Source organism: Vibrio sp. EJY3, from assembly GCF_000241385.1.
Taxonomy (GTDB): Bacteria; Pseudomonadota; Gammaproteobacteria; order Enterobacterales; family Vibrionaceae; genus Vibrio; species Vibrio natriegens.
In genome coordinates, this window is record NC_016614.1 from 40345 (window position 1) to 63985 (window position 23641).

General features: G+C 45.0%; 28 protein-coding genes. 11 read left to right on the forward strand and 17 right to left on the reverse strand.

Features of this window, described 5'->3' with window-relative positions; translation table 11 throughout:
* Window positions 1-100: 100 nt before the first annotated feature.
* Together VEJY3_RS16090 and VEJY3_RS16095 are read right to left on the reverse strand one after the other, a co-directional pair.
* Entirely contained in the window at window positions 101-1780 is a 1680-nt protein-coding gene (locus VEJY3_RS16090; RefSeq protein WP_014233462.1) for an RluA family pseudouridine synthase, read from the reverse strand.
* 125 nt (window positions 1781-1905) lie between these two features.
* A complete protein-coding gene (locus VEJY3_RS16095) occupies window positions 1906-2526 on the reverse strand; it encodes a DsbA family protein (RefSeq protein ID WP_014233463.1) in 621 nt (206 codons plus the stop codon).
* Window positions 2527-2658: 132 nt separating this feature from the next.
* Here VEJY3_RS16095 and VEJY3_RS16100 point away from each other — a divergent pair, with 132 nt between their 5' ends.
* Both VEJY3_RS16100 and VEJY3_RS16105 read left to right on the forward strand, forming a co-directional pair.
* Window positions 2659-3546: a LysR family transcriptional regulator gene (locus VEJY3_RS16100; protein ID WP_041170378.1), complete on the forward strand. Its 888-nt coding sequence runs from the start codon at window positions 2659-2661 to the stop codon at window positions 3544-3546.
* Between the two features lie 110 nt (window positions 3547-3656).
* Entirely contained in the window at window positions 3657-4460 is an 804-nt protein-coding gene (locus VEJY3_RS16105) for a Cof-type HAD-IIB family hydrolase (protein WP_014233465.1), read from the forward strand.
* An 84-nt stretch (window positions 4461-4544) separates the two neighbouring features.
* On the opposite strand, the gene VEJY3_RS16110 is transcribed toward VEJY3_RS16105, so the two are convergent.
* The 6 genes from VEJY3_RS16110 to VEJY3_RS16135 all read right to left on the reverse strand — a co-directional run bounded on the left by VEJY3_RS16110 (window position 4545) and on the right by VEJY3_RS16135 (window position 10221).
* The gene (locus VEJY3_RS16110) at window positions 4545-5642 is read right to left on the reverse strand and encodes a diguanylate cyclase (protein WP_014233466.1); all 1098 of its coding nucleotides are present in this window, start codon (window positions 5640-5642) and stop codon (window positions 4545-4547) included.
* Window positions 5642-6106 (reverse strand): oxidoreductase, encoded by a 465-nt coding sequence (locus VEJY3_RS16115; protein WP_014233467.1) that lies wholly within the window; start codon window positions 6104-6106, stop codon window positions 5642-5644. Before VEJY3_RS16115 ends, VEJY3_RS16110 begins: the two co-directional genes overlap by 1 nt.
* A gap of 401 nt (window positions 6107-6507) precedes the next feature.
* Complete coding sequence (fghA, locus tag VEJY3_RS16120; RefSeq protein WP_014233468.1) at window positions 6508-7347, reverse strand: S-formylglutathione hydrolase; 840 nt, start codon at window positions 7345-7347, stop codon at window positions 6508-6510.
* Between the two features lie 89 nt (window positions 7348-7436).
* The gene (locus VEJY3_RS16125; RefSeq protein ID WP_014233469.1) at window positions 7437-8585 is read right to left on the reverse strand and encodes an S-(hydroxymethyl)glutathione dehydrogenase/class III alcohol dehydrogenase; all 1149 of its coding nucleotides are present in this window, start codon (window positions 8583-8585) and stop codon (window positions 7437-7439) included.
* A 271-nt stretch (window positions 8586-8856) separates the two neighbouring features.
* On the reverse strand, window positions 8857-9606 hold the full coding sequence (locus tag VEJY3_RS16130) for a class II aldolase/adducin family protein (RefSeq protein ID WP_014233470.1): 750 nt from the start codon (window positions 9604-9606) through the stop codon (window positions 8857-8859).
* Window positions 9607-9618: 12 nt separating this feature from the next.
* Complete coding sequence (locus tag VEJY3_RS16135; RefSeq protein WP_014233471.1) at window positions 9619-10221, reverse strand: HD domain-containing protein; 603 nt, start codon at window positions 10219-10221, stop codon at window positions 9619-9621.
* A gap of 177 nt (window positions 10222-10398) precedes the next feature.
* On the opposite strand from VEJY3_RS16135, the gene VEJY3_RS16140 reads away from it, so the two are divergent.
* On the forward strand, window positions 10399-11268 hold the full coding sequence (locus tag VEJY3_RS16140; protein ID WP_014233472.1) for a LysR family transcriptional regulator: 870 nt from the start codon (window positions 10399-10401) through the stop codon (window positions 11266-11268).
* Window positions 11269-11376: 108 nt separating this feature from the next.
* Here the strand turns inward: VEJY3_RS16140 and kdgR are convergent, their stop codons facing one another.
* Window positions 11377-12159 carry a DNA-binding transcriptional regulator KdgR gene (gene kdgR / locus VEJY3_RS16145; protein ID WP_014233473.1) on the reverse strand — a complete coding sequence of 261 codons (783 nt, stop codon included), beginning with the start codon at window positions 12157-12159 and terminating at the stop codon, window positions 11377-11379.
* 254 nt (window positions 12160-12413) lie between these two features.
* Between kdgR and kduD the strand changes: the two genes are divergently transcribed.
* The 5 genes from kduD (at window position 12414) to VEJY3_RS16170 (ending at window position 16090) form a co-directional block, all read left to right on the forward strand.
* Window positions 12414-13175 (forward strand): 2-dehydro-3-deoxy-D-gluconate 5-dehydrogenase KduD, encoded by a 762-nt coding sequence (gene kduD / locus VEJY3_RS16150; RefSeq protein ID WP_014233474.1) that lies wholly within the window; start codon window positions 12414-12416, stop codon window positions 13173-13175.
* An 18-nt stretch (window positions 13176-13193) separates the two neighbouring features.
* Window positions 13194-13754, forward strand: a complete 561-nt coding sequence (locus VEJY3_RS16155; protein WP_049794699.1) for a YgjV family protein — start codon at window positions 13194-13196, stop codon at window positions 13752-13754.
* Window positions 13755-13813: 59 nt separating this feature from the next.
* Window positions 13814-14449: an RpiB/LacA/LacB family sugar-phosphate isomerase gene (locus VEJY3_RS16160; protein WP_014233476.1), complete on the forward strand. Its 636-nt coding sequence runs from the start codon at window positions 13814-13816 to the stop codon at window positions 14447-14449.
* 76 nt (window positions 14450-14525) lie between these two features.
* Complete coding sequence (locus tag VEJY3_RS16165; RefSeq protein ID WP_014233477.1) at window positions 14526-15455, forward strand: sugar kinase; 930 nt, start codon at window positions 14526-14528, stop codon at window positions 15453-15455.
* An 11-nt stretch (window positions 15456-15466) separates the two neighbouring features.
* Complete coding sequence (locus VEJY3_RS16170) at window positions 15467-16090, forward strand: bifunctional 4-hydroxy-2-oxoglutarate aldolase/2-dehydro-3-deoxy-phosphogluconate aldolase (RefSeq protein WP_014233478.1); 624 nt, start codon at window positions 15467-15469, stop codon at window positions 16088-16090.
* Between the two features lie 103 nt (window positions 16091-16193).
* On the opposite strand, the gene VEJY3_RS16175 is transcribed toward VEJY3_RS16170, so the two are convergent.
* Both VEJY3_RS16175 and VEJY3_RS16180 read right to left on the reverse strand, forming a co-directional pair.
* A complete protein-coding gene (locus VEJY3_RS16175; RefSeq protein WP_014233479.1) occupies window positions 16194-16967 on the reverse strand; it encodes a siderophore-interacting protein in 774 nt (257 codons plus the stop codon).
* A 187-nt stretch (window positions 16968-17154) separates the two neighbouring features.
* The gene (locus VEJY3_RS16180) at window positions 17155-17739 is read right to left on the reverse strand and encodes a LysE family translocator (RefSeq protein ID WP_014233480.1); all 585 of its coding nucleotides are present in this window, start codon (window positions 17737-17739) and stop codon (window positions 17155-17157) included.
* 126 nt (window positions 17740-17865) lie between these two features.
* Here VEJY3_RS16180 and VEJY3_RS16185 point away from each other — a divergent pair, with 126 nt between their 5' ends.
* Entirely contained in the window at window positions 17866-18306 is a 441-nt protein-coding gene (locus VEJY3_RS16185) for an Lrp/AsnC family transcriptional regulator (RefSeq protein ID WP_014233481.1), read from the forward strand.
* 30 nt (window positions 18307-18336) lie between these two features.
* On the opposite strand, the gene VEJY3_RS16190 is transcribed toward VEJY3_RS16185, so the two are convergent.
* Window positions 18337-18954 carry an HAD family hydrolase gene (locus VEJY3_RS16190; protein ID WP_014233482.1) on the reverse strand — a complete coding sequence of 206 codons (618 nt, stop codon included), beginning with the start codon at window positions 18952-18954 and terminating at the stop codon, window positions 18337-18339.
* 49 nt (window positions 18955-19003) lie between these two features.
* Window positions 19004-19315, reverse strand: a complete 312-nt coding sequence (locus VEJY3_RS16195; RefSeq protein ID WP_014233483.1) for a cupin domain-containing protein — start codon at window positions 19313-19315, stop codon at window positions 19004-19006.
* A 361-nt stretch (window positions 19316-19676) separates the two neighbouring features.
* Here VEJY3_RS16195 and ompW point away from each other — a divergent pair, with 361 nt between their 5' ends.
* Window positions 19677-20321, forward strand: coding sequence for an outer membrane protein OmpW (gene ompW, locus VEJY3_RS16200; RefSeq protein WP_014233484.1), 645 nt, complete (start codon window positions 19677-19679; stop codon window positions 20319-20321).
* Window positions 20322-20474: 153 nt separating this feature from the next.
* Here the strand turns inward: ompW and VEJY3_RS16205 are convergent, their stop codons facing one another.
* Window positions 20475-20720, reverse strand: coding sequence for a Rho-binding antiterminator (locus VEJY3_RS16205; protein WP_014233485.1), 246 nt, complete (start codon window positions 20718-20720; stop codon window positions 20475-20477).
* 190 nt (window positions 20721-20910) lie between these two features.
* Between VEJY3_RS16205 and VEJY3_RS16210 the strand changes: the two genes are divergently transcribed.
* On the forward strand, window positions 20911-22044 hold the full coding sequence (locus VEJY3_RS16210) for an MBL fold metallo-hydrolase (RefSeq protein WP_014233486.1): 1134 nt from the start codon (window positions 20911-20913) through the stop codon (window positions 22042-22044).
* Between the two features lie 158 nt (window positions 22045-22202).
* On the opposite strand, the gene VEJY3_RS16215 is transcribed toward VEJY3_RS16210, so the two are convergent.
* From VEJY3_RS16215 to VEJY3_RS16225, 3 genes are all read right to left on the reverse strand, one after another.
* Complete coding sequence (locus tag VEJY3_RS16215) at window positions 22203-22718, reverse strand: macro domain-containing protein (RefSeq protein ID WP_014233487.1); 516 nt, start codon at window positions 22716-22718, stop codon at window positions 22203-22205.
* A 40-nt stretch (window positions 22719-22758) separates the two neighbouring features.
* Window positions 22759-23184, reverse strand: a complete 426-nt coding sequence (locus tag VEJY3_RS16220; RefSeq protein ID WP_014233488.1) for a VOC family protein — start codon at window positions 23182-23184, stop codon at window positions 22759-22761.
* Window positions 23185-23310: 126 nt separating this feature from the next.
* The gene (locus VEJY3_RS16225) at window positions 23311-23640 is read right to left on the reverse strand and encodes a DUF4144 domain-containing protein (RefSeq protein ID WP_014233489.1); all 330 of its coding nucleotides are present in this window, start codon (window positions 23638-23640) and stop codon (window positions 23311-23313) included.
* Between the last annotated feature and the right edge of the window lies 1 nt (window position 23641).

The window sequence follows — 23641 nt, forward strand, 5'->3', positions numbered from 1 at the left end:
CCGATAGTGGCAAAGACTGAGTCGGAATATACTTGGTCTGAATTTAAAAAGGCACTGAATTCAGTGCCTTTTTAGTTTCTTCAGATTAACCGTGCTGGGTTTAAAACTCACAATCGGCATGGAAGCTCATACGCTCTTTGCTGTATGGATGATCCAGTTCCAGCATTTCTGCATGCAGGTGTAAGCGATTCGCCTTTTCGCCATACAGGCCATCGCCGACCATTGGCATATTTAATCCCATGTGATGAGCGCTGTGGACACGCAGTTGGTGGGTACGGCCAGTTTTAGGGTACATATACACCTTGCTACGGCCATTTTTAACTTCAATCAACTGCCAGTGCGTCTCCGCTGGTTTTCCATGCTCAAAGCAAACCAATTGGCGCGGGCGATCTTCTGGGTCACCACGCATAGGTAATGAGATATCACCCTCGGCATCACTAAGTTCACCTTCCAGCAGAGCCATGTAGCGTTTTTGTACGCCACGAGCCATGAACTGCTTCTGTAAGCTTTTATTCGCGCGTTTGGTCAGTGCAAACACCAAAATGCCTGATGTCGCCATATCTAAGCGATGGATGACAAAAGGCCCTTCAACGTCAGGGAACATTGCCTGTAGCCTTGTGTACGCCGAGTCTTTGATGGTTTTGCCCGGAACAGACAGCAAACCTGATGGCTTGTTTACTACTACCATGGCTTCGTCCTGATAGAGAATTTCCAGCTCTTTGTCTTCTGCCCAGTTTTCCGCCAGCGGGTTGGGTTCGACGTTCATACCTTGCAGCATGTGGCCTAGTATCGGTTGGCACTTACTGTTGCACGATGGGTAAAACTTCTTGTGCTGGCGCACTTCGGACTTTGGTGATTCCCCCCACCAGAACTCGGCAAGCGCCAGCGGTTTAAAGCCATGTTTAAACGCGTACTGAAGCAGTTTCGGGGCAGCACATTCACCTGCGCCTGCTGGTGGCACCGGATTCGTGGTGGTAGCGAAAATATCCACTAAATCGCGTTCTTGTCCCAGTCCGTTAAGAAACCGGTACTGTCTGTGCAGTTTGTGCTGTAACGCGTTAGAGAGTGTTTTTCGACGCTCTTTAAGTTCTGAAAGTTCATGTTTTAAAGTGGCTAAACGCTGCTCTTTGACTGCCAGTTTTTCATCCCACGCCATCTTGAGGTATTTGAGCGCATTTTTCTCGGCCACACTTTGCTTACCCAAGTCGTCTAACAACGTCTTTAGTTCATCGGGACCTAGTGTTTGCTCACCCTGTTTTCGCTGTAGTTTTCGATTCGCACGGCCGTCTATCATGATTTGGCGTTGCGCCTGTTCTTCTTGCTGGTATGAAGCGCGATCGGCTTGAATCTCTGCTTTGAGCTCAATTAATTCGGGGTTATCTGCACACTGCTTGTATTCGGCATTGATTGCATTGATGGCGTCGGTTTCAGCGCGGAAAAAACCTTCATCTGTCAGCATGTCATACACTGGTGGTACAAACCCAGGCAGCAAGTTTTGATCGGCGATCTTGCCGGAGAAAGCACTGAGATACCCTAGCTCACCTTGTTGATTTTGTACCAAAAGCACGCCGAACATTTTCCCTCGTCCCGCTTGCTCATCCTCTAACCCAAAGTCATGCTCAAAGTCATTTTGCGTGAGTAAGTGTTGTTGCAGTTGTTCAGCGGCTAATACGCATAGAGGGTGCGGTGTGTAATAGAACGGAAACGTAAACTGCTCTGGTAACTCATAACCAGAAATATCAGCAGTAAAACGAGTAAAGCAATGTTCAGGCGAGTGCATGATGTGTATCCGCGCGAGTAAAAATTTGAGCGAGGATTGTACCTGTTTGATTCAAGATTGCCATGTTGATATTGCACCGTGAAATCGCTCTTTCTACGGCTGAAAGAGCGAATCTAATAAGTGGCTTACTGCAGCTGTTGCAATGCGTCCTGCCATTGTTCTGGTTTACCGTAATAAGCCGTGTGAGGAATTCTAAAGAATTGGCCTTCTTTTTCTACCAGTAACGTTGGGAATCCACTCACTTGCAACTGGCTCATTAACTGCTGGCTGGAGTGAATTTCGTTGATCAATACGGTTTGATTTTGCTCCATCAGTTCGTCCCAATCGCTTGTGTCCAATCCGAGTGTTTCAGCAATGGATTTAAGCGTGGAGGGCTCATTTACTTTGAGTCCCGATTGGTAATGAGCAGACTGAATCGCTTTCAGCATAACCCATGGGTCTAGACCGAGTTTCTCCGCGGTTAAGATGGCTAGCGTAGGCAAATAGGAATCTAGGATGAACTCACGCTCTTGCTTCACTCTTTGCACGTAAGCATCGCCAAATACAGCGCCTGTCTCCGCAGCTATACGTTCGTCACTGCCAATAATGTGCTGGCGAAATTCGGAACCAATCTCGTGCTGATTGAGCATGCCACCCGGATGGAACACGACATTAAATTGCGGAGATGTCACCAGAGGTTCTATGAGGTCTGATGCGCCATAGCACCAACCACACATCGGGTCGAAAAAGTAATGAATGGTAACCATGAAAGATCTCCTTAGGAATGAAATTAGTCAAACGGCACGGTTCGTTTGGGTACAGAGGCTATGTTATGAAATTGATACGCTCAGAAAAATACACAATAATGTGCAACACTGTTTCTTATTCCGAGCAAATCAATGGATAGACTAACCGCCGCTAAGGTTTTTATTGATGTGGTGTATTCCGGCAGTTTTACCGCAACGGCTGAGCGGTTGGAGATGTCCCGGCCGATGGTGACGCGCTATGTGGACGCCATGGAAAACTGGCTGCAAATTCGCCTGCTGCATCGAACCACGCGCAAAGTTTCACTCACCACCGCTGGAGAACGCAGTGTTGCGCAAATTGAACGTTGGCTAAAGCAGGCCGACTCCCTGACCTCGAATATTGTCGCTGACGGTGAACTGGCAGGTAAAATCCGACTCGCGTCGAGTGCTTCTTTTGGTTTTTCTCAGTTGATCCCTGCCGTACACAGTTTTATGCAATTACATCCTAAGGTTGATATTGACTTGGATCTGCAAGACTCCGTGAGTGACCTGACGGAAGAACGTATCGATCTGGCGATTAGAATAGCTTCGAACCCGGATCCTGCTTTGATTGGCAAGCCCATTGCTGACTGTGATTCTGTCCTAGTGGCTGCGCCTGAATATCTGAAGAAACAGAGAGTGATTTCTCAACCAAGCGATTTGTCTGACCATGATTGTTTAGGTTATAAAAATTTTGAGCGGCGCGTCTGGCATTTATCCCTGGGTGAGCAGTTTGAATCGGTCAGCATTCATTGCCGATTGACGTGTAATGAAGCGACTGCACTACTACACGGGGCTTTGCAGGGGATGGGTGTTGCTTTACTGCCCACGTATTTAACCACGAAGTATGTGCAATTGGGCGAGCTTGAAATCGTGCTTCCTGACTGGAAACCGAATCGGCTACACATTTACGCACTGTACTCTTCCCGCAAACATTTATCTCCGGCGGTGAGAGCCTTCATCGACCATAGTGAACAGTACTTTAAGCGCCATCCATGGTAGATCAAGAGTCAATATCGCAAAGCAATAGAACAACTCAACTTGAGATTCACACACGATCCTGTACCTTAAACGTAATCGCAGTTTTCCTTCCCTAATTAGAGTTTTAGTTCATGTCACAAGCTAGCATTAAATTTATCGCCTCCGATATGGATGGCACGCTACTCGATCAGTACGGTCGTTTAGACCCAGAATTCTTCGATGTCTTTTTACGATTAGAAGAACAAGGTATTTTGTTTTCGGCTGCCTCTGGCCGTCAATATTATAGCTTGCGTGACACTTTCGCTCCGATTCAGGATCGCATTCTGTACGTGGCAGAAAATGGCACTTTGGTGATACACAAAGATAAAGAACTCTATAGCTGTACCATTCCGAAACCTGAAGTAGCAGAGATAATCAAAGCGGCGCGCGGCATAGATGGGGCACACATTGTTCTGTGTGGTAAGCGTTCGGCTTATATCGAAATTCAGGATCAAAAAACGTTGGAAGAGTTTCAAAAGTACTACCATCGCTGTGAAAACGTTGACGATTTGCTTGAGGTTGATGATGAGTTCATTAAAGTTGCGATCTGCCATTTTGACGGTTCAGAAGAGTTAGTCTTCCCGACGATGAACGGCCAGTTTGGTGACTCACATAAAGTCGTTGTTAGTGCCAAAATCTGGTTAGACGTGATGAACGCAAAAGCTTCTAAAGGGGCGGCAATTCAGTATCTTCAACAAACCATGAACTTTACGCCAGCAGAGACGATGACATTTGGTGATTACTTGAATGATTTGGAAATGCTGCAAGTGAGCGAGCACTCTTATGCGGTGGGCAATGCTCATGAAGAGATTAAGAAAATCGCCCGTTTTTCTGCGCCAAGCAATCAGGAATCTGGTGTGCTCACTGTGCTGAAAGAAAAATTTCTGAACAACTAGTCGCGCAGACTCACCCTCAGTTGTAATGAAAAGCCCCGCTTGTTGAAGAGCGGGGCTTTTGTATGTTTGAGATGTCACTCTGTTCTATCTTTGGAATTTCATCTTGTACATGCGTTTATCTGCGATATTGATAAGGAAGTCGACATTATCGCTATCCATCGGATACCGCGCGATACCAATACTTGTCGAAAGCTGATGATCGTTTTCTGTTTTTAGTACCGGGTCATCAAACACGGCATTAATATGACGCTGTATTTCTTCTTCGCTGATGGCTTTGTCCTGAACGACGATGGCAAACTCATCACCACCCATTCGGTAAGTGGTAAAATTATTGATCTCCATCGACTTTAGCCGGTTAGCGATAGCTCGTAAAACTTTGTCGCCAGCTTGGTGTCCGTGAGTATCATTAATTTTTTTAAACCCGTTTAAGTCCAGGATACAGAGATAAAACGTGTTTTTTTGTTGCATGTTTTTTCTAAGCGTCACAAACAGCGCGCTTCTGTTGCCAAGCCTTGTCAGCGGATCGCTGAGTGCTAGTTTTCTGTGGAAACTTGATTCGCGGTAAAAGAAATAAATAAGAGAAAGTGTCGACAACACAAAAGTCGCAAACAGCATATATTGCGCTTGTACCAGTCGCTGTGTTTCACCTTTTTGTGCTTCATATACTTTGCTGGTGAGTCGGAAGTTTTGATTCACAAAATCCACTAAGTCTAAGTATAGCGTCTGGGTTGAGCGATAAAACTGGGCTGCCGCCTGACGATCTCCGGTGCTCGCCTCGACAAGAAAAGGCTCAAGGTCTTTGAATTGTTCGAAGAGTTCTAAAAAATACTGCTGAATATTGTTGCGAGAAAAGAAAGTGTACGCATCATCGCTGTTGATGAGTAAGTCAAAGCGGCTCCAGGCGAGCTCATACTGTAGCTCTGCGCCATTTATGTCCTGTATGTCTTCATCAAGCCGACGTGCTTCCCCAACCAGTTCTGACAGCTCTTTAGACAGCTGAAACAAAAACCACGTGGCTTGTTTTTGCTCGTTAGTAAAGTTTTGCGCTAATGCACGCGTTTGTTGAAGCAGCACGACATTCGCGAGTAATAAAGAGGTAGCAAAGACGAACAGCAGCAGTTTGCTGAGTGTTGTGTATCGCCACTTTTGGGGCTTGAGTGGATAGGTATCTGATAATTTCATTATTTCTTTATCAATTTAATTTCATTCACCTGCCAGACCATTTGGGCATGATATGCGGATCGATTTAGCTCTGGGTAAAGGTTCAGCGGATATACAACCCAATATGGGCCTTTGTCCCTGATTTTTATGTAATGTTTATCTTTTTGATAGGCCAAAATCGGCTCATATCTAACGATATCTGGTCGCGTTACGGTCGCGTGGTAATTGTTTAAACCACTGATATCGATTTGCGCTGGAATATCACCATATACGTAAGTGAGTAAGTCACTCAGCTTTACTCCAGTAAACTCAGACTCCCCTTTACTCCAAGGTAACTCGGTGGTGTAAGTGGTTTCTGGCAACGATTGAATGTCTTCTAATTCTAATGCCACACTGGACTTTTGCGGACCGTTACTAAATGAAACGGTATGTGCAGAAATAAAAGGGGCAAAACACAGCAAGCCTAATACGAGTATCTTTTTCATTCTATTCATTTTGGAGTTTTATGCTTTTACTGAGCTAGAGAAAGCGACGCTAGCCGTGATTTATTTAAGGTTTCGATGATTTGAATAAATGGATAAGGTTGCAAAAATATATCTTGTTTGAAAAGTAACCTTACGCTTACTTTACGTCAAGGCTATTACGTGACTTCTTAAATAAATGAACGATGAAATGCAGTGATTAGAGGAATATTAGGACTCTTAGCGTATTTTAAGTACTATTCAATAAAAATCGATATAATTATCAATTAATAATTATTAGAAGAAAATTAACATTTTCAATTCAATTTTAAAATTAATATTATTTCTGAATAACGAATAGATATTCAAAAAAGAATAAAGCCACCTTTTTGGGGTGGCTTATTATTATGTTACTTATTAGCAACTTACTCGAACAAATACTTAGCATGAAAGTTCAAATGGTCATCAATAAAGCTCGAGATGAAGTAATAACTGTGATCATAACCTGGCTGCATTCGAAGCGTTAGTTCTGAACCATGCTTATTCGCCGCCGCAACGAGAAGTTCAGGTTTAAGTTGTTCACTCAGGAACCCGTCTGCGTCGCCCTGATCAACCAAAATAGCCAATGGTGATGGAACTTGTTTCAGCAACTCACTCGCATCATATTGTTTCCAGTTTTCGATATCGGTACCTAAATAAGCGGTAAACGCTTTTTGGCCCCAAGGACACTGAATAGGGTTACTGATAGGGCTAAATGCTGAAATTGAGCGATACTGATCGGCATTTTTTAAGCCGATAGTCAGTGCACCATGCCCGCCCATGCTGTGGCCAGAAATAGACTTCACATCAGAAACCGGGAAGTTGTTTTCGATGATTGCTGGTAGTTCTTTCGTGATGTAGTCATACATGAAGTAGTGCTGTGACCAAGGTGCCTGAGTTGCATTGAGATAAAAACCAGCACCCTGACCGAGGTCGTAATTTTCATCATCTGCCACACCTTCGCCACGAGGGCTGGTGTCTGGGGCAACAATGGCGATGCCAAGTTCGGCAGCCATACGAAATGCGCCAGCTTTCTGCATGAAGTTTTCATCGCTACAAGTGAGACCCGATAGCCAGTAAAGCACTGGTACTGGGTGGGACTTTGTCGCGTTTGGCGGCAGGAAAATAGCGAATCGCATTTGGCAATTCAATGAACTAGATTCGTGAGTGTATTGTTTGTGCCAGCCACCAAAAACTTTGGCCTGACTTACGTTTTCTATCATCATGAATAAACTCTTAAGAAGCAGAAATTAGATTCAACGGCAGGACACCGTTAATACAATAAGGCTCTCCCTAGGGAGAGCCTGCAGAGACATTATTTGTCCATGTGAATCACGCTACGGATACTCTTACCTTCATGCATCAGGTCGAACGCCTCGTTGACGTCTTCAAGTCCCATAGTGTGAGTAATGAATTGTTGTAGACCGAATTCACCTGCCATGTATTTTTCTACAATTTCTGGAAGCTCAGAGCGGCCTTTTACGCCACCGAACGCACTGCCTCGCCATACGCGGCCAGTTACCAGTTGGAATGGACGGGTAGAGATCTCTTGACCTGCGCCTGCTACACCGATGATGACTGACTCACCCCAGCCTTTGTGACAGCACTCAAGCGCTTGACGCATCACGTTGACGTTACCGATACATTCAAACGAGAAATCAACGCCGCCATCTGTCATTTCAACAATGACTTCTTGAATTGGCTTATCGAATTTCTGAGGGTTAATCACATCTGTTGCGCCAAGCTGTTTCGCAAGATCGAATTTACTCTCATTGATATCGATACCGATGATGCGGCTAGCGCCAGCCATACGTGCACCAATGATTGCAGACAGACCGATGCCGCCTAGGCCAAAGATGGCTACTGTGTCGCCTTCCTGAACTTTTGCTGTATTCAGTACTGCGCCCATACCGGTAGTCACACCACAGCCAAGTAGACATACTTCTTCCAGAGGTGCTTCTTTGTTTACTTTCGCTAGTGAAATTTCTGGTAGTACAGTGTACTCAGAGAACGTCGAACAGCCCATGTAATGGAAAATTGTTTCGCCATTGATTGAGAAGCGGCTTGTGCCATCTGGCATTAGGCCTTTACCTTGAGTTTCACGTACTGCCTGACAAAGGTTCGTTTTGCCTGATTTACAGAACTTACACTCGCCACATTCTGCTGTGTAAAGAGGAATAACGTGATCACCAACTTCAACACTAGTCACGCCTTCGCCTACCATTTCAACGATACCGCCACCTTCGTGACCAAGGATCGCAGGGAAGATGCCTTCTGGATCGTCACCAGATAGAGTGAATGCGTCCGTATGACAAACGCCAGTTGCCACGATACGGACTAAAACTTCACCTTTTTTAGGCAGTTGTACATCCACTTCTTCCATTTTTAATGGCTCGCCTGCCGCCCATGCGACAGCCGCTTTAGATTTGATCGATGTTTGACCTGGTTTGATTTCAAGTGCCATTGGATTTCCCTTATCTAATCAATAGGTAGGCGTAGTAGTTAAGCGTAGCTGAGCTTTCGCTTTTCGCCTGTAGTTTTATTTATGCTCATTTTATCTATTTCATTAAAAATGATAATCCGTCGTTTATGAAAATGATTTTTACATATAAGTAATAATAAGAGTGTTAAACCGGATAGAAGACAAAAGGATTTTTGATGACGACAGGTGTGCTTTGGGGCAAACAAAAAAAGCGCTTATCGTGTTTATGATTCAGCGCCTTTTTCTTTATTAATCAGTCTTTGTAGCGTGGGTCGATTCGGTCCAGTTTGCGCAATAACGCTGGCCATACGATGGAACCATCCACGCCTTGTGTTTTCACCGCTTCAGTTATCGAGCTGACAATCTTAGGTTCAATGTGAATGAGCTCACTGCCTCCCGATTGTGCGGCTAATTGGATTTGGCAGGTGGTTTCCAAGGCATACATAGACAAAAATGCATCCGCGACGGTTTTGCCTACCGTTAATAGCCCATGATTGCGCAGCACAAGGAAATTTGCCTCTCCCAGATCTTGCTGCAAACGTGGTTGTTCATCTTCTCTTACTGCGACGCCTTCATAGTCGTGATAAGCCAATGACGACAGCACATAAGTTGACTGTTGACTGATTGGCAAGATGCCGTTTTTCTGCGCGCTGACTGCGACACCAGCTCGCGTATGGGTATGAATAATACAGCCGACATCATGACGCGCCTCATGAATACAGCTGTGGATGATAAATCCAGCGTGATTGACGGAGTGAGGTGTGTCTTGCAGCTTATTACCGTTTTGATCGATCTTGATAAGGTCGGAGGCGGTAATTTCATCAAACATCATCCCGTAAGGATTGATCAGAAAATGATGCTCAGGGCCTGGAATTCGTACACTTATATGGGTAAAGATTAAGTCGTCCCAGCCGAATTCTGCGCCCAGCCTGTAGCATGCGGCTAATTCCACACGTAACTGCCATTCTTGTTCGCTAACTTGATTTCTCATTGATGAGTTCATGATCGCCTCTCCCTATTCTGCTGCTATTTTGTCTTGAGCTTGTTTGTAAATCGAACGAACGGGACGCTCAAATACCTTGCGGATCATCGGCTCAAAGAATTCTAGCGGTAGGGTGTCTAATTCAGGATCAAAGGCTGGGGCGTCATATTTACGCACAAACTCCTGAGTGCGTTGGTAACAAGGATGATCGATGTACGCTTTGTGCATCTCTCTGTCCATATTCAAGTGATGGAAGAAGTAATATCCCTGAAAAATACCATGATGTTTGATCATCCAGTGATTCTCTTCACTGACGAAAGGCTCGAGGATTGTAGCGGCGATGTCTGGGTGGTTGTACGAACCCAACGTATCGCCAATATCATGCAGTAGCGCACACACTACGTACTCGTCATCCTTACCATCTCGATAGGCGAGTGTTGCACATTGGAGGCTGTGTGTGAGCCGATCAACCTGAAAGCCACCAAAATCACCATCAAGCAATAAAAGGTGTTTGATGATTCTGTCTGGTAATTCTCCCGCATAATCAACAAATTGTTCCGCGATGATCTTCCAGTCTTGTGCTGTGCCATGTTCCATATGAGTAAAACCAGCTAATGGGGTATTGTGCTTGGTCATTCTTCTGTCCTACTTGTGGATTCAGACGCTATAAAAACACAGCTCATGTTTGTTCAATGTTAAATCGTTTACATTTAATTAACTTTTTGTATTGAGGGGTATAGATAAAGGGAAGTTTCTCCCGGTCAGAGTTTGTGTGACAATGTTGTCGTTAAATGATTTGACGGGAACAAAGAAATGGCGAATTGGGAAGGTGTTACTGAGTTTGTAGCCGTTGCAGAGACAAACAGTTTCACTGGCGCTGCAAATAAACTTAAAACATCGGTTGCACAGATCAGTCGTCGAGTTTCCGCGCTAGAGCAACGTTTAGCGGTGAAATTGCTTCATCGCACCACGCGTAAAGTTTCTCTTTCTGAGGCAGGTCAGCTTTATTATCAGCAGTGTAAGCACCTGTTAGAAGGACTAGAGTTAGCCGAGCTTGCCGTGACTCAAATGCAGGCAGAGCCAAAAGGCATACTGCGGGTGACGGCTCCGGTTACCTATGGAGAAATGAACCTTGCGCCATTATTGCACCAGTTCTTAGAGAGGCATCCTCAGGTGAATCTCGACTTGATTCTGACTAACCAGCGACTCGACTTGATAGAGAAAGGGGTGGATGTGGCCATACGTCTGGGGCGATTACAAGATTCAAGTATGATTGCTAAGCGCCTTTCTTCACGCCAAATGTATGTCTGTGCGAGCCCTAATTATCTGGAACGATTTGGCGAACCCCATACACTATCAGAGTTAGGGCGTCATCAGTGTTTGGTGGGTTCTGTCGATTACTGGCATTTCAAAGAGCAGAACCGAGAGAAGTCGTTGCGCGTCTCTGGACGGATCAAATGCAACAGTGGTTTCGCTTTAGTGGATGCGGCAAAGCGTGGGCTTGGTTTAGTGCAGTTACCGGATTATTACGTTCAAGAGGCGTTAGATTGCGGTGAGCTGGTCGAAGTGCTCAGTGATTACCGGGATGATCGTGAAGGTATTTGGGCGCTGTATCCACCAAGTCATAAACTATCGCCTAAAGTCAGATTACTCATCGACTTTTTAGCGAAAGAGTTGGCGTGATCAGCGCATCAGCTGCCGAAGCGTTAAATAAGGTAAATTGCGAAATTTAATCGCCCTCTCAATATTTATAAAGTAGGCAATAAAGCAGCCGTCTAGCTGCTTTCCAGACTATGCGGGGTAGTTATGATATCCCAAGTGCTCGGAAATATTTTTGCCTGCTTGATGCAATAAGCCAACATACTCTTCCATTCGTTCTTCTTCAAAGCGAATAACAGGGAATGAGATAGACAGAGCAGCAATGATTTGACCAAAGCGGTTATAAACCGGCGCTGCGATACAGCGAAGGCCAGGCTCTTGCTCTTCGTTATCTTCTGCAAAGTGTTGAGCGCGCACTTTTGCCAATTCTTCTAGCACTTGTTCCGTGTTTTCTAGCGTTTTTTCAGTGTGTTTAATAAATTCTACACCGCTTAACACCTCACGGACGAAACTTTCATCGCGCTCAGAAAGAAGAACTTTACCAATAGCAGTACTGTAAAGAGGGTTACGGCGACCGATGCGCGATTGCATGCGTAGGTTGTAGCCAGAATCGATTTTGTGGATGTAAATGATGGCATTGTCATCCAGAGCACCCAGGTGCAAGGCTTCATTGGTTTGTTCTGAAATATGACGCATTTCTTTGTCGGCCAGTTCAATCAGATCAACATACTCGAGCGATTTTGATCCCAACTCAAACAGCTTGAGTGTTAGTGAGTACTTATCGTCTTCACCTTCTTGCGATACGTAGCCTAGTGACTTCATTGTTTGTAGAAAACGATATGTTGTTGCTTTCGACATCATTAGTCGTTGGGAAAGATCGGATACACCGATGGATTTTTGCTCCCCTAGTGCTTGAAGAATGTGAAACACTTTCAGTACTGATGAAACTGCTTCAGGTTGATTTGAGGTTTTCATTGATGTCCTTGTGAATTTTTTGTTTGCTTCATTATATCTTATAAAATCTGTAGCACTAGTATTTATAAAATACCTTTTCAATAATTTGGAATTAAATTGGGGTTCGGTGCAGAAAAATTGGATCGTAATCTATTTTTTGAAACGTCTTTTCAAAAATAATTGAAACTAATTTCTTTTTTATTCAGTATATGTGTGTAGAAAGTGACATGGCCAGTCGCCAAATCACGAATTATCTAATTATTGAGGAAAAAGACATGATTCTTGATTCATTTAACCTTGAAGGCAAAGTAGCCATTGTTACGGGTTGTGACACTGGTCTTGGCCAAGGTATGGCGCTTGGTTTAGCAAAAGCCGGTTGTGATATCGTGGGCGTAAACATCATTGAACCGACAGAAACTATTGAGAAAATTGAAGCCGAAGGCCGTAAATTTGTTGATGTTCGCGCTAACCTAATGACGCTGGATGACATCCCTTCAATCGTTGATCGCGCAGTCACAGAGCTGGGCCGCATTGATATTCTTGTAAACAATGCAGGTATCATCCGTCGCGAAGATGCGATCGAGTTTTCTGAGCAAGATTGGGATGACGTAATGAACATTAACATCAAATCGGTGTTCTTTATGTCTCAAGCCGTTGCAAAGCAGTTCATCGCTCAAGGTGAAGGTGGCAAGATTATCAACGTCGCATCTATGCTGTCTTTCCAAGGCGGTATCCGCGTTCCTTCATACACTGCCTCTAAGAGCGGCGTGATGGGTGTTACGCGCCTAATGGCGAACGAATGGGCAAGTCACGACATTAACGTGAACGCGATTGCACCAGGTTACATGGCAACAAACAACACCGCTGCTTTACGTGCTGACGAAGAGCGTAACGCTGCCATCCTTGAACGTATCCCTGCTGAACGCTGGGGCTTGCCTGAAGATTTAGCTGGCCCTTGTGTATTTTTGGCATCAAAAGCGGCTGACTATATCAATGGTTACACGATCGCGGTTGACGGTGGATGGTTAGCTCGCTAATCGATTTGTGAGAAGTTGATTGTGGATACCGCAACATTAGCGCAAGTAGTAGGGTTTATCAGTTTTGGTTTGGGATTCTCCGTCTTTTACCAAAAAAATGATAAACGCCTAAAAATCTTGATGCTGATATTTAATCTCAATCATCTTCTCCATTTTTTATTGCTTGGTTCAATGACCTCAGCGCTTGGGGCGTTCCTGTCGACAATCAGAACGACCACAGCAATATTTGTTTCGTCGAAGCGAATCGCTGCTGCATTTATTGTTATCAGTTTAGTTAGTGGTTATTGGGCTGCTGAGCAGTGGCGTGACATTTGGCCTATTTTGGGAACGATTATCGGGACCTACTCTGTATTCTGCTTGTCGGGAATTCAGATGCGTGTGGGCTTTTTGATTGGTGCTTGTTGTTGGCTGACCAACAATATTCTGGTGGGTTCTATTGGGGGGACACTGCTGGAAATGACCGTGATCGTTATGAATTCAATGACAATTTACCGTTTATATCGCCAGCGACTGGAGCCAAAGCTTCCGCCTTGTGTGAAGACGCTACAAACTGATCAAAATCAGCTTGAAAGGTCATAGATTCTAAGAATTTTGTTTAAGAAACTTTTTGAATGCGGTTTGTACCGCAGGAGTAACAGATGAAAATTGCACTAATGATGGAAAACAGCCAAGCCGCGAAAAACGCAATGGTGGCTGGTGAATTAAACACTGTAGCGGGTGGTCTTGGCCACGAAGTATTTAACGTTGGTATGACTGATGAAAATGATCATCATCTAACGTACGTCCACTTAGGTATCATGGCGAATATTCTACTGAACTCAAAAGCAGTAGATTTCGTGGTAACGGGTTGTGGAACTGGCCAAGGCGCGCTGATGTCAAGCAACCTACATCCAGGCGTAGTATGTGGCTACTGCCTGGAGCCATCTGATGCATTCCTGTTCAACCAAATCAACAACGGCAACGCTATCTCTCTAGCCTTCGCTAAAGGTTTTGGTTGGGCTGGTGAACTGAACGTGCGTTACATCTTCGAAAAAGCGTTCACTGGAAATCGTGGTGAAGGTTACCCTATCGAGCGAGCAGCGCCTCAGCAAGCTAACGCTGCGATCTTGAACGACGTAAAAGCCGCAGTCTCTAAAGATGTGGTTGAAGGCTTACGTGCCATCGATCAAGAGCTAGTGAAAACGGCTGTTGGTAGTGCGCAATTCCAAGAGTGCTTCTTCGCACATTGCCAAGTGCCTGAGATCGCAGAATACGTGAAGTCTCTACTGGACTAATTACTTAATTTATCGGGAATTAAGTACAAGCCAGCCATTGTGCTGGCTTATTTTTTGTACCACTAAGGAGGCTCCCATGAACCCAATCAGTCGCGTCGCTATCATCGGTGAATGTATGGTGGAGCTTAGGAAACATCATGGCGTGCTACAGCAAGGTTTTGGTGGTGATACCCTCAATACTGCTGTTTACCTGTCTCGTTTAACCCAACAACATGGCGTCGAAACATCCTATGTGACTGGGCTGGGACTCGATCCGTTTAGCCGCGAAATGCTGACAGCTTGGCAGGACGAAGGCATCAACACCGACATGGTCTACTTCTCTGAAGATAAATTGCCGGGCATTTATGCGATTGAAACCGCGGACGATGGTGAACGAAGTTTCTTTTACTGGCGTGAAGACGCTGCAGCAAAATATTGGCTACGCGAGCAAAACTTTGAATCTTTGGTTAAAGATCTTTGCCAACATCAAATGATTTATCTGAGCGGTATCAGTTTAGCTATTATCGCTGAAGAGCATCGTCAAACGCTGATCGACCTGTTGGCTGCCTGCCGTAACGAGGGCGTTACGATAGCGTTTGATAACAATTTCCGGCCAAAACTTTGGCCAAGTATAGAGTTGGCTCGTCGTTTCTACTCGCAAATTCTCAGTGTTACTGACATGGCATTTTTGACTTTTGATGATGAGGTCATGCTATGGGGTGACAAAGAGGAATCTGAAGCCATTAATCGTAGCAAAGGCTTTGGAGTGAAAGAGATCATTGTTAAGCGCGGCGCGGACGACTGTTTTGTTGTGACACAAGACCAACAGCACTCCGTTGCGGCATTGAAAGTAGATGCTGTGGTCGATACGACGGCAGCTGGCGACTCTTTCAGTGCAGGTTACCTTGCAAAACGCATTCTAGGCGGAGACGTTGCTGAGTCTGCGCTGGCTGGGCACAAAGTGGCTGGTTCTGTTATCCAACATCGCGGTGCAATCATTCCAAGAGAATCGATGCCGACTATTTAAGGAACGATGAAATGAAAGACCTAAATCAACAACTTTCTGAAATTAAAGTAGTCCCTGTTATTGCAATTAAAGATGCAAGCAAGGCTGTAAAATTGGCTCAGGTATTGGTTGAAAACGGCCTACCTTGTGCTGAAGTCACGTTTCGTACTGAAGATGCGGCACGCGCGATCAAGAATATGCGCGACGCGTACCCAGAGATGTTAATTGGCGCGGGCACTGTCCTAACCAGTGCTCAGGTGGATGAAGCGATTGAAGCTGGTGTCGATTTTATTGTTAGCCCGGGCTTTAACCCAACCACCGTTAAATACTGTCAGCAGCGTAATATCGCTATCGTACCTGGTGTAAATAATCCAAGTCTGGTTGAACAAGCGATGGAAATGGGCCTTCGTACCCTTAAGTTTTTCCCTGCGGAGCCATCGGGTGGCACAGCAATGCTTAAAGCACTTTCAGCGGTATACCCAGTTAAATTCATGCCAACAGGTGGGGTAAGTCCTAGTAACGTAAAAGATTACTTGGCCATTTCTTCTGTATTGGCGTGTGGTGGAACCTGGATGGTGCCTGGCGATTTGATTGACAACGAGCAATGGGACGAACTGGCGTCGTTGATTCGTGAAGTTGCAACAATTATTGAATGATTTATACCCCGCTAAGCCTGAAAACTATCGTTGATAGTCAAAAAAGCTATTAGGCATTTTGCCGACGCCCGGCTCCACCGGGCGTATTTTTTATCGTGAATTGCTATTGATTGGATTCGGCATCTTCACGCTTAATCACTTTATGCCCATCTTCTGCCACGCCTTGTTTCCAGTAGCTGCTGATGTAGATATTTTCACGCTCGACTTCTTTTTCATTGCGGAAGTACTGGCGTAATGCGCGCATAGAATCAAATTCACACGCACACCAAACGGCGGCATTCCCTTCCAACCATTCCAATTCGCGAACGGCGTCTGCCAGATTTTGTCCTTCAGTCAGCCAAATCAGTTCCATACCCGCCGGCGCGTGCAGTGGTTGAATGTCTGCGGCGGAGATGACGCTAATTACCGCATAGCCTTTTGCCTCTTCAGACAACGTTCGGATTTTGGCGGACAGAGCAGGGAGGGCAGTCATATCGGCTGCCATGAAAAACCAATCTGCGTCGGTATTGAGGTTAGAAATACTACCCGGACCAACGATGTTGATGGTGTCTCCTTTCTGTGCTGACATCGCCCAGCGAGCGGCAAATCCACATTGCAGATCTTGTGTGATATGACGAACAAAATCGACTTCAATGCTGCATTTCTCTGGATGATAACGGCGAATGGTATAAGTACGCATCAACGGGCGATTATCTTCAGACATCGCTTCTAAAGTGGTACCACCATCTTGATTAAAAAGCAGCTTAATGTAGCTACCCTCACAGTCTGCCGGGAATTGGCTGAGGGCATCTCCTTGCAAAGTAAGGCGCTGCATGTTTGGGGTAATCGTTTCTGTGTGCGTAACGACAAGTTCTTTAGGTTCAGGTTTCTTTTTCATCTTTACTTTTCTCGATAATTATTCTCTTTCTCATTTAAGAATATCAATATCTCTCTTGAGAGAGTAGTGTCTTTAAAGAAATTTACACTGTGAATTGAAACTGAAACCTAAGCGGGGAAGTTTGCGTCTTCGATGATTATCCCTCAAACATACAAAAACCTCCGAAGAGGTTTTGATTGGAATTCAGTTATATCATTGGAATCGTCGATAAAAGCAGTAATGCCGCCATGCCGTAATTAAACCCTTTGACACGTTTAGATGTGGTTAACCAGCGTTGTAGCTGTATCCCGGCAGCGGTCCAAAAAGTGACTGATGGTAGGTTAGCCAAGCAGAAGATGCCTGCAATAAATGTCAGCTCTAACCATGCGGCACCCGAGCTGTACACCGTGACAGCCGTGAGCGCCATTGACCAGCCTTTTGGATTCACCCACTGAAATGCCGCCGCACCGATAAACGACATTGGCTTAAAATCATTTTTTGTTTCTGCTTTACCACTGGTGGCGATTTTATAAGTCAGATACAGCAAGTAACTTAAGCTGAGTGCTTTTAATATTGTATGGGTAACCGGATACGCGTGAAATAACCCCATTAAGCCAATACCAACCAGAATTAGCATTGCACCAAAGCCAAAAGTAATACCTAACATGTGTGGAATGGTGCGTTTAAACCCGACATTCGCGCCTGATGTCATCAGCATGATATTGTTCGGTCCCGGAGTAAAAGTCGATACAAAAGCAAACAATGCCAGAGCGCCTAATTGATGGTATTCCATAGTTTTTTCCTTACATCAAAACTGTCCTGAGTGGACGTCATCTTTCAAACAACTATAAGTAGAAACGTCATCAATATTGTGCTTTTATTGACCTTGAATGGATTAATTAAGCAATAAAAAATCATTATGGATAAATTTGACGAAAGAATATTGCAAGAGCTTAAGTTGGACGGAAGAATCTCCAATGTTGAGCTGTCTGAGAGAGTTGGTTTGTCACCTTCTGCGACGTTGCGCCGTGTGCAAGAATTGGAGCGTCAAGGCGTAATCAAAGGCTATCGTGCGGTACTCGACAGTCAGCAACTGGGTGTCGGTTTTGTCGCCTATGTTTCGATAGGGTTAGCTTCTCACTCTAAACAGGCGCAGCACGCGTTTGAGGATCACGTACGTTTTGTGAAAGAAGTCGTTGAGTGTCATAACATCACTGGCGCGAACGAATATTTGTTGCGAGTAGAAACGCGGGACTTAGCCGCCTACAAAGCGTTTCACGCTGGGGTTCTTGGGGAGTGTGAGCACGTTCAGGGGATTACAACCATGGTGGTGATGGACACGCCTAAAGATGAGCGATGATAGCCTTACCACTGCTGCTATTGGAGGTGCCTACGTGGTTTCCCACTTTTTCCAGTTCAGCATGGCGTGATCGGCAAGTTTGAGCATCGGGATATCTTCATGGGTATCACCGTAGGCATAGACGGAGGCAAAATCATTCAAGTTAAATGATTCGTGTACCCGTCTTACTTTTCTTTCCAAACTGCAATCGCCTTGCAGATATCGTCCGCTGATTGTGGGCGTGTTGGTCAGCAGTTCACTGCATAGTAGATGGTATCCGTTTGCTTCACACCACGGCCGTAAATACGCATTTAGGGAAGCTGATACCACGACAATGGTATCGCCATTTTGTTGATGCCAACCCAGTTTATCTGAGGCTTCTGGTCTGAGGTATTGGGGGATAATCTCGTTAGCGAATTGAGTACCGATGGCGTTAACGTGCTGAGTCTCTTTTCCCGCAAAGGCAATAAAGCTCGCAATCGGACGCATAATGTGCGCAGGTAATATTCCAATTTTGTACAACAAGTAGAATGGCGTAATTACGAACTTGCCGACGCTCTTTCGCTTGCCTGACGCGGAATAGTGCAAGAACAGGCTGTACATATCCTGATTGGTGATGGTGCCATCAAAATCAAACAGTGCCAATGACGGCTTTTTCACATCGCTCACTATGAATGCCTACTTGTTTTCGCTTTTATCAAGGTAACTTGATTTTGAATTATTGGTAAAATACCGCCAACCAAATTGTTTCCGTATCGGGGGCGGTCCAACTGACTTTGTGTTTAGTGTGTGCCGGGATATCAATGTAATCGCCTGCTTCTAGACGTTTGACTATATCATTCTCAAAGGTGAGTTCTCCCGCTCCTTTTAATACCAGCACCCACTCATTTTCTTCTTGATCGTACCAACCAGTTTCGGGAGAAGTCTGCCCGTAAGAAACAATACGTTCAATACGCAACTTGTCGTAACACAGCAGATCTTCAAATATTTCTTCATTAACATCATGAGGTAAATCTTTAAACAGGTTCATCGCGTTTCCTGAGCTTGAAAAGTGTCTCACTCATCTGATGATAAGTGATTTATCGTCGTTCAGCCTGCTTAAGCTAGTACCTCTAAAGGGGCAAGAGCTTCTCACACGCACATTTTGCATTACAAGGTTGTGTATCATTTGCATAATTTGTTGATCAATTTGGCGTTTTCTAACACAGACTCGCTATATTTTTTACAAATTGATTTCCGTCAAAATAGTAAGGTTTTTATGTGCTAGATTGCGCGCAGTTAACAAATATAAATACCCGGGTTCGTTAATACTCTGACTTTCCATTGGATATTGCAGAGTTTCATGAACCAGTGACGGGTACAAAAACGAAGCCCTATAAAAGGAAATAAAAATGAAAAAAACAATCTGCAGTTTGGCAGTGGTTGCTGCGCTCGTGTCACCAAGTGTTTTCGCTCATAAACAAGGTGACTTCGTTCTTCGCGTGGGTGCGGCGTCTGTGGTTCCTAATGATAGCAGTGATAAGATTCTTGGCTCGTCAGAAGAGCTGAAAGTGGATTCTAACACTCAGCTTGGTTTGACATTTGGCTACATGTTTACGGACAACATCAGCTTTGAAGTGTTGGCAGCGACACCGTTTAGTCACGATATTTCTACAGATTTAGGCAATCTTGGCGATATCGCTGATACCAAACACCTGCCACCAACGTTTATGGTTCAGTACTACTTTGGGGAGCCACAAAGTAAGTTCCGTCCATACGTTGGTGCGGGTCTGAACTACACCATCTTCTTTGATGAAGGCTTTAATAACAAAGGCAAAGTGAATGGCCTGTCGGATCTGAAACTGGACGATTCATTTGGTTTAGCGGCAAACGTTGGTGTGGACTACATGATCAACGATCAATGGTTCCTAAACGCATCTGCTTGGTACGCTAACATTGAAACAGAAGCAACCTACAAAGCAGGTGGCGTGAAGCAAAAGACTGACGTAGAGATTAACCCTTGGGTATTTATGATCAGCGGTGGTTACAAGTTTTAAACAATAACCAGTAGTTTTCAGGTCTTTTGACCGCTAGCAATTTTTATAACGCGCAAGGCTAGAGGCCCAGCGTATGACAGGTTTGGCATGACTTTAGGGGCGGTATTCGGGCACTGCCCCTCTTTTTTGCTCTCATCTTTAAACCATAATGCACTAATCAAACGTTACTTCACTAAAATGTGGGTTGGCTTTTAGCGCTCGCATCATGAGCAGTTGTTCGGTCGGAAAGGCCACATGTTCGCCGTCAACATCAAGAAACAAACATTCTTGTCGCTGCATATCAAAGCCGGTATCAAACGCTTTCCCCTGATGGCTTTCACCATTCTTCAGAGTAATTTCAACAGGTAACTGAAACATACAGGCTATTTCAATAAAATCGTATTGATTGCAGGTCACCATCGTTGTTCTCCCTTTGTACCAAATCTATTTGCTTTAAGTATACCCAGTACAAAATGTTTGGTTTGAGATTCCACTCGAGGGGAATCGTTTCCACTGAAACCTAATCTTCATTTTACGCCTCTGGTTGGTCATAAAACAGACATGAAAGCGGGCTTTACTAAACCTATCGTCGAGCAAACGAAGCTAAGAAATGTCTGAAACGACCCTGAAGAGCAATTTTTTGAGCCCTGAGCGCAAATTAGGCTCACCGATTAAGCCGCAAGCTTATACCGCGCAACTCGCACATCGTATTCATCACTCTCCCCAGTTCGAAAATGGCCGGGTCAAAAATGCCATGCCGAACGTGCCAAGTCATCAGTCGCTCTGGCAGGTTTGCTGGAGCTATTTGGGAGGCCGTGCGCCACTGTGTCCCAATGGACATTTACCTTATTCCCCAATCGTTCAAGATCAGTTTTTACACCGCAGTGATTCTATGCGAGTGACCTGGCTTGGGCACTCAACCATGCTGGTGGAAGTGAATGGGGTTCGTATTCTGACCGATCCGGTATTTGACTATGCTTCACCGTTAATCGCGAAGGCTTGGTTCGAGCGTAACATCCCTAATACACACGCTCGAGAGAGTTTGCCTATCCCAGATGTTATCGTGATCTCGCACGATCATTATGATCACCTAGAGGCTTCGAGTATCCGTTTTTATGCAGATAAATCAGTCACCTTTTACGTGCCGCTTGGCGTTGGTAAACACCTTATCAAATGGGGAGTGTGTGCTGATGATATTGTTGAGTTCGACTGGTGGGAGAGCATACAGTATGCCAATGTCGAGCTTATTTGTACGCCGGCTAACCATAACTCAGGGCGAACTTATCTCGATAAAAACACCACATTGTGGGCTTCATGGGTCATTAAAGGGCGAAGCGAGACACTGTACTTTAGTGGAGACAGCGCTTACGACCAGCATTTTGCCGACATCGCACAGCGGTGCGGACCTATCGACATTGCCTGTTTGGAAGTAGCGGCGGATGTAAAAAACAATCAGGGCTATCCAGTAGAAAACTGGGGCCACATGCAAGCACACCATACGGTTCAGGCATTCAAGGACTTAGAGGCGAAAAAGCTATTGCCTGTTCACTGGGCAACTTATGAGTTGTTCACGCATAAATGGGATGAGCCAATTGAAGATTTGATTCGCCACTGCCAAAGCGAAAGCGTAACGTTACTCACGCCTATGCCGGGAGAGAGTTTTCTCGTTCAGAACGAATACAAAAACCGAACTTGGTGGCAGAAGGAATTCAGTGAAGAACGCGTAAGAGGGATTGAGGTGTAAGCTGTTTTTTGCATCTTATACTTATTGACGCCTCAGTGTGGTTAAGTCTTTAGCCTATTCTTCTCTGGTTCTCTGGTTCTCTGGTTCTCTGGTTCTCTGGTTCTCTGGTTCTCTGGTTCTCTGGTTCTCTGGTTCTCTGGTTCTCTGGTCGATTGGGTTTATTGATAGGCCGCGAGAGCTTGTTGCCAAATTCTAAGCATCTCATCGCTAAACAGGTAAAAGTGCATCTGCAGCGAGTGGTATTTCGGGCGCTGACAGACTGAGAGTGCCACTTCGGCAGCTTCATGTGGTGGATAACCATAAACCCCGCATGAGATGGCGGGTAGCGCGACAGTCTTACAGCCGCTTTCCAACGCCAGATCGAGTGCGTTTTTATAAGCCGATTCTAACACCGCTCGAGGGTCGTGAAATTTATCGTAGATCGGCCCAACGGCATGAATAACGTAACGTGCGTCTAACTTTCCAGCGGAAGTAATGCGCGCGTAGCCAAAAGGGCAGCGAATACCATCGATTTCTTTCACTGCTAAGCAAGCGACATACAGCTCGCGTCCAGCGACATGGTGAATCGCACCATCGACGCCTCCTCCACCGAGCATGCTTGGATTGGCGGCATTAACGATAGCATCGACTTTTGCTGTGGTGATGTCTCCCTTAATCAGTGAGATAGCGTTCATTCTGTTTGCCTTATCGAAATCATGTTGAGATAGCTGAAACTTACTCGATTATCACCTGAGGTTTGAGCTCGACAACATTCCCCTCGGGATCATTAATATAGAGCGATCGTCCAAAACCTTGCGCACCATAACGCTCGGCAAAATCCTCAGTCTGAATATCGTGGGTGTTCAGATATTGGATGAGTTCAGCTTCTTCAAACGGCGTAAGTTGCAAACAAAAGTGATCGACGTTCCTACCATTTTGTACAGGAGGTTTTCCGCCCAGTTTGCCCAGTTCACTCTCTACTGTGACGATATCAATCAATGCTGTACCGGCTCTGAGCTGAGTTAACCCCAATTCAGCGAGTTCCCTTTCGACCGGGCAACCTAGTATGTCTCGATAAAAGTACAACATGGCATTGAGATTAGTTGTTCGCAAAACAATGTGATCGAGTGCTTTTATTTCGATGGGGTTCTGACTAGGCATGTATTCCTCCTCCTGTTTGCTATTGAGAATAGCATATGGTTGAAGAGTGCTTGGACATCTGTGAGAGTGGCTGGCAGCACTTAAATCAAGATTAGGAACTTATGTCTGATAGAAGAGTTTGTATTATTAACCAGCTAACGCAGAAACGGCCTGCTGAACACTACTGAAATGGATTTTAATGATGCATCTTTGAGCCTGACTAAATTCATGAGATTGAATCAGAGTAGTGACTTCCTCGACAGACAAGGTTTTGTTATTTGGATTCAGGGTTATGTGATTGGCATTATCATGCTGCAAGCCGAAAGTTTGACCGTTTGAATCAATCACGTAATCTTCTTGTCCCCAAATGAGTGCCTGACACTCTGTTTGTAACTCTGAGTGGGATTGCAGATAGATGAGTTCGTCATCGCCCTCTAGTTTCAATAAGCACGGCCACATTACGGTGTTTAGCGTCATT

Coding starts and splice junctions, on each gene's coding strand:
- VEJY3_RS16215 (WP_014233487.1), bottom strand. CDS start 22,718: ATGAACGCTATCTCACTGATTAAGGGAGACATCACCACAGCAAAAGTC.
- VEJY3_RS16220 (WP_014233488.1), bottom strand. CDS start 23,184: ATGCCTAGTCAGAACCCCATCGAAATAAAAGCACTCGATCACATTGTT.
- VEJY3_RS16205 (WP_014233485.1), bottom strand. CDS start 20,720: ATGGTGACCTGCAATCAATACGATTTTATTGAAATAGCCTGTATGTTT.
- VEJY3_RS16125 (WP_014233469.1), bottom strand. CDS start 8,585: ATGGCACTTGAAATCAAACCAGGTCAAACATCGATCAAATCTAAAGCG.
- VEJY3_RS16225 (WP_014233489.1), bottom strand. CDS start 23,640: ATGACGCTAAACACCGTAATGTGGCCGTGCTTATTGAAACTAGAGGGC.
- VEJY3_RS16175 (WP_014233479.1), bottom strand. CDS start 16,967: ATGAAAAAGAAACCTGAACCTAAAGAACTTGTCGTTACGCACACAGAA.
- VEJY3_RS16160 (WP_014233476.1), top strand. CDS start 13,814: ATGAAAATTGCACTAATGATGGAAAACAGCCAAGCCGCGAAAAACGCA.
- VEJY3_RS16090 (WP_014233462.1), bottom strand. CDS start 1,780: ATGCACTCGCCTGAACATTGCTTTACTCGTTTTACTGCTGATATTTCT.
- VEJY3_RS16110 (WP_014233466.1), bottom strand. CDS start 5,642: ATGAAATTATCAGATACCTATCCACTCAAGCCCCAAAAGTGGCGATAC.
- ompW (WP_014233484.1), top strand. CDS start 19,677: ATGAAAAAAACAATCTGCAGTTTGGCAGTGGTTGCTGCGCTCGTGTCA.
- fghA (WP_014233468.1), bottom strand. CDS start 7,347: ATGATGATAGAAAACGTAAGTCAGGCCAAAGTTTTTGGTGGCTGGCAC.
- VEJY3_RS16105 (WP_014233465.1), top strand. CDS start 3,657: ATGTCACAAGCTAGCATTAAATTTATCGCCTCCGATATGGATGGCACG.
- VEJY3_RS16185 (WP_014233481.1), top strand. CDS start 17,866: ATGGATAAATTTGACGAAAGAATATTGCAAGAGCTTAAGTTGGACGGA.
- kdgR (WP_014233473.1), bottom strand. CDS start 12,159: ATGAAAACCTCAAATCAACCTGAAGCAGTTTCATCAGTACTGAAAGTG.
- VEJY3_RS16095 (WP_014233463.1), bottom strand. CDS start 2,526: ATGGTTACCATTCATTACTTTTTCGACCCGATGTGTGGTTGGTGCTAT.
- VEJY3_RS16170 (WP_014233478.1), top strand. CDS start 15,467: ATGAAAGACCTAAATCAACAACTTTCTGAAATTAAAGTAGTCCCTGTT.
- VEJY3_RS16210 (WP_014233486.1), top strand. CDS start 20,911: ATGTCTGAAACGACCCTGAAGAGCAATTTTTTGAGCCCTGAGCGCAAA.
- VEJY3_RS16180 (WP_014233480.1), bottom strand. CDS start 17,739: ATGGAATACCATCAATTAGGCGCTCTGGCATTGTTTGCTTTTGTATCG.
- VEJY3_RS16135 (WP_014233471.1), bottom strand. CDS start 10,221: ATGACCAAGCACAATACCCCATTAGCTGGTTTTACTCATATGGAACAT.
- VEJY3_RS16140 (WP_014233472.1), top strand. CDS start 10,399: ATGGCGAATTGGGAAGGTGTTACTGAGTTTGTAGCCGTTGCAGAGACA.
- VEJY3_RS16115 (WP_014233467.1), bottom strand. CDS start 6,106: ATGAAAAAGATACTCGTATTAGGCTTGCTGTGTTTTGCCCCTTTTATT.
- VEJY3_RS16130 (WP_014233470.1), bottom strand. CDS start 9,606: ATGAACTCATCAATGAGAAATCAAGTTAGCGAACAAGAATGGCAGTTA.
- VEJY3_RS16100 (WP_041170378.1), top strand. CDS start 2,659: ATGGATAGACTAACCGCCGCTAAGGTTTTTATTGATGTGGTGTATTCC.
- VEJY3_RS16165 (WP_014233477.1), top strand. CDS start 14,526: ATGAACCCAATCAGTCGCGTCGCTATCATCGGTGAATGTATGGTGGAG.
- kduD (WP_014233474.1), top strand. CDS start 12,414: ATGATTCTTGATTCATTTAACCTTGAAGGCAAAGTAGCCATTGTTACG.
- VEJY3_RS16195 (WP_014233483.1), bottom strand. CDS start 19,315: ATGAACCTGTTTAAAGATTTACCTCATGATGTTAATGAAGAAATATTT.